4 protein-coding genes are annotated in these 3,055 nt (G+C 34.7%); all 4 read right to left on the bottom strand.

Annotated features, from left to right (window positions below; translation table 11 throughout):
• A partial coding sequence (locus WA010_RS12570) for a hypothetical protein (protein ID WP_422557462.1) occupies window positions 1–279 on the bottom strand: 279 nt, incomplete at its 3' end.
• Window positions 272–949 carry an AAA family ATPase gene (locus tag WA010_RS12565; protein ID WP_422557461.1) on the bottom strand — a complete coding sequence of 226 codons (678 nt, stop codon included), beginning with the start codon at window positions 947–949 and terminating at the stop codon, window positions 272–274. The genes WA010_RS12565 and WA010_RS12570, both read right to left, overlap by 8 nt.
• A gap of 134 nt (window positions 950–1,083) precedes the next feature.
• Window positions 1,084–2,655 carry a pilus (MSHA type) biogenesis protein MshL gene (gene mshL / locus WA010_RS12560; protein WP_422557460.1) on the bottom strand — a complete coding sequence of 524 codons (1,572 nt, stop codon included), beginning with the start codon at window positions 2,653–2,655 and terminating at the stop codon, window positions 1,084–1,086.
• A 9-nt stretch (window positions 2,656–2,664) separates the two neighbouring features.
• The coding region (locus tag WA010_RS12555; RefSeq protein ID WP_422557459.1) for a hypothetical protein at window positions 2,665–3,055 on the bottom strand (391 nt) is incomplete at its 5' end.

Raw genomic sequence — 3,055 nt, 5'->3', positions numbered from 1 at the left:
TAAAGTATTTTGAAAGGATTGTACAAATTCCATAGACGGCTCTAATATCGTAGTGTTGAGTTCGGTATTTGTTAATGAAACTTGCTGTATAGGTTTTTGAATAGTAACCTTCTTCTCTTGTTTTAGCATTTGTTTCTGAACGGTATGAGGATTATAATTAAGCCAAAGTAAGATAGCAGAAGAGATTAAACTTATTATTAAGAAAGCAAAAAAATAAGGTAGAATAGATTTAAGCTTATACTTAAACCAGCGTCGCTCTAAACTTTTAACATCAAGCATGTATCAATCCTGTATGAATTGCGGCCATTTCAATCCATTTTGTTTTGATAAGATTGTACTGGATTAATAAGGGATTATGTTCTTCATACCAACAATAAAGACTAAATAGAGAGAACAGTAATTTATTGGTTTCACGATAATTCCCATGGGTAAGGGTTGCTATGAGTTTCATATTTCTATCGTTGAACATATTGGCGACGTCAAAACAGTTTGCTTTTAAAAGTTTTTTTTGTACATAAATTTTTAGTTCTTCAGTGGTTGCATTTTGCAATTCAATACTTTCCCAAATACGAGTTTGGAAATGTTCTTTTGCGATGATATCTTCTTTATCGGTTTTATGGAGAGTTATAACAAATTTAACGGCTCTTGCATCTGAAATAAGGCGGATTTTTTCCATTAATGCTGAACTATAAAGTTGAGCTTCATCCAGTAAAACAATGGGAACATGATTGAGAGTCATGGCAGAAGCTATCTCTAAAAAACGATTTAGGGTTATTGGCTCTCTTGGCTCATGTCCAAAAAGATTTTGAGCAAGTACACGTAAAAAATCATCTTCATCAACGATGGGGGTAGAGACCATTAAAACGGTTTGATATTTGGATAAATCATGATGTAACTTATGAAGTAACATGCTTTTTCCGGTTCCCGGTTTACCATAAAGTAAAATCATTTTTAAAGGTTTTTGTACCGAATTTTTAAGCGATTGGTACATATGTGAAACGCTATCTATTTGAACGTAATCTCGAGGATTCACTACATCTAAAAATAGATCCCGAGGTTTTGAAAAAAGGGAATTCTCCATTTCTATTTGCTTTCTTGTTTTGCTTCTTCTTCGATTTGCTTACCTAGACGTGCATAACCTAAATCACCTAAACTGAGCGAATCTTTTTCTTTTTGAACAATATGTGGTTCGATGATGATAACAATTTCTTCAGTTCTTTTACTCATTCCTTCTTTTTTAAAGAGATAGCCTAATACCGGAATATCACCTAAAAGTGGTATTTTATTGTCATCTTGAACATTTTTAGTATTGATTAATCCACCCAAAATGACACGGTTGCCATCTTTAACACTGATGACAGATGACATCTGTCGACGACTTAAATCGGGAGGCATTTTTCGTGTTGCGTTATCTGCGGAGAGTTGAGAGGCAGTTTCAGATATCGATGGATTAATACGTAGCGTGATACTGCCATCTTTAGAAATTTCAGGGGTGATATCGAGTAAAACTCCTGAAAAGACAGAACTGACAACTTCAGTTTTCGATTGTTGTCCTGTCGTGCCTCCTGCCAATGTTGAGGTGTTTTCAGTTTTGTAAAAGTATTCAGTACCTGCTGTGATTAAAGCAGGTTGATTGTTGAGGGTTAAAATTTTCGGGTTCGAAATAGAGTAGACATCTCCTTGTGTTTTCAAAAATTTCACTACTTCATTTATGCTGCCTTGTGCACCTAATTGAAAAATACTACCGATATTTCTTGGATTTGCAGCACCGGTTACAGAACTGATCGCACCGATAACATTATTTGAAGCTGTACCGGAATAATCTGTAATGTTTTTTGTATTATATGTATTAAAAGCTAACCCAATATTTTGTAAAGCATAGAGTTGTGACCAATCGATACCGGTTGAGGAAGCATCACTAAAAACGACACTGTACATTTTAACATCAATCAAAACTTGTGTTTGCATTTTCTTTTGGAGATCATCTAAGTAGGTATCTAGCCGTTTAAGCTGAGGACTTGTAGCTGTGACAGTAATCAAACCGGCATTTTTATTAATCATTGGGAGTTTTGCCGTATAGGCATCTTCAGGGCGATTGAGAACACTTTCAATTTCTTTGTCAAGAATTTCCCAAAACTGTACTTCGTCACTTGAGGTTATTTTAGTGCCTGATTCTGAAGAAGCTCCCCCCTGTTGTCCGCTTGTAGAGGAACTGGCACCTGTTGCTGATGTGCTAGTATTGGAACTAAGTGTTATATTTGCACTTCCAGTCCCTTTCCGTTCGGAAATAATATAATCGATATTATATGTTTTAGTTGAGAGATATGAAATCTTTAATACATTATTTTTCAATGTATATTGAAGATTGTTTTCTTTAATAATTAAATCCAAAACTTCATTGATCGTTAGGTTTTTCAAAAAAGTTTTATTCATTTGTTTTTTTAGGATATTGTCAGCTTCAGTATCGGCAACAATCACACTCATGCTGCATTCATCGCTTAATTGGTCAACAAACTCTCCGATACTTGTTCCTTTGACGGAAGAGATATTAAAAAGCTCATAAGTGCAATCTGCTTGTAACGCAGGAGATAAAAAGGCAGCCGTGGCAACGGATAACATAAACGCTCGTGCATGGTGTTTAATTACAGATGTCATGATACTTTCCTATTTTGTGATTATTTTGATATTATTATTTGGTTTTGTTAAAAACAAAATGAGTTTTTGGTCTTTTTTCCCGCTTAATAAAACAGAGTTTGGTTTTATTTCACTAAGGGTAAAATTTCGTATACTTTCGCCTACTTTGTACCATTTTCCATTGATCAATACTGATTTATTCATGATTGCCAAAAGGTGTAAAGGTTCTTCTATAATTTTTGGAGGTGTAATAACTCCTAGTGTACTGCCGATTTTTGGAGGTGCTAAAAATTTTGATCCATTGGTAATGACCGGTGAGCTTTTTTTCATTTTCATAGGATCGCGTAGGGTATTGATAAAGTGTTCCGATACACCGACTCTTGAAGGTAAGATAGCTTGTATTTGCTCATCTACCCAAACA

Origin of the sequence: Sulfuricurvum sp., from assembly GCF_049305995.1 — a bacterium.
Classification (GTDB): Bacteria; Campylobacterota; Campylobacteria; order Campylobacterales; family Sulfurimonadaceae; genus Sulfuricurvum.
Note: the sequence above shows the minus strand (reverse complement) of the source record. Positions and strands in the feature narration are given on the sequence as shown.

What these genes read in the sequence shown, in the direction of transcription:
- WA010_RS12565 (WP_422557461.1), bottom strand. Translation starts at nt 949, where the DNA reads ATGATTTTACTTTATGGTAAACCGGGAACCGGAAAAAGCATGTTACTT.
- mshL (WP_422557460.1), bottom strand. Translation starts at nt 2,655, where the DNA reads ATGACATCTGTAATTAAACACCATGCACGAGCGTTTATGTTATCCGTT.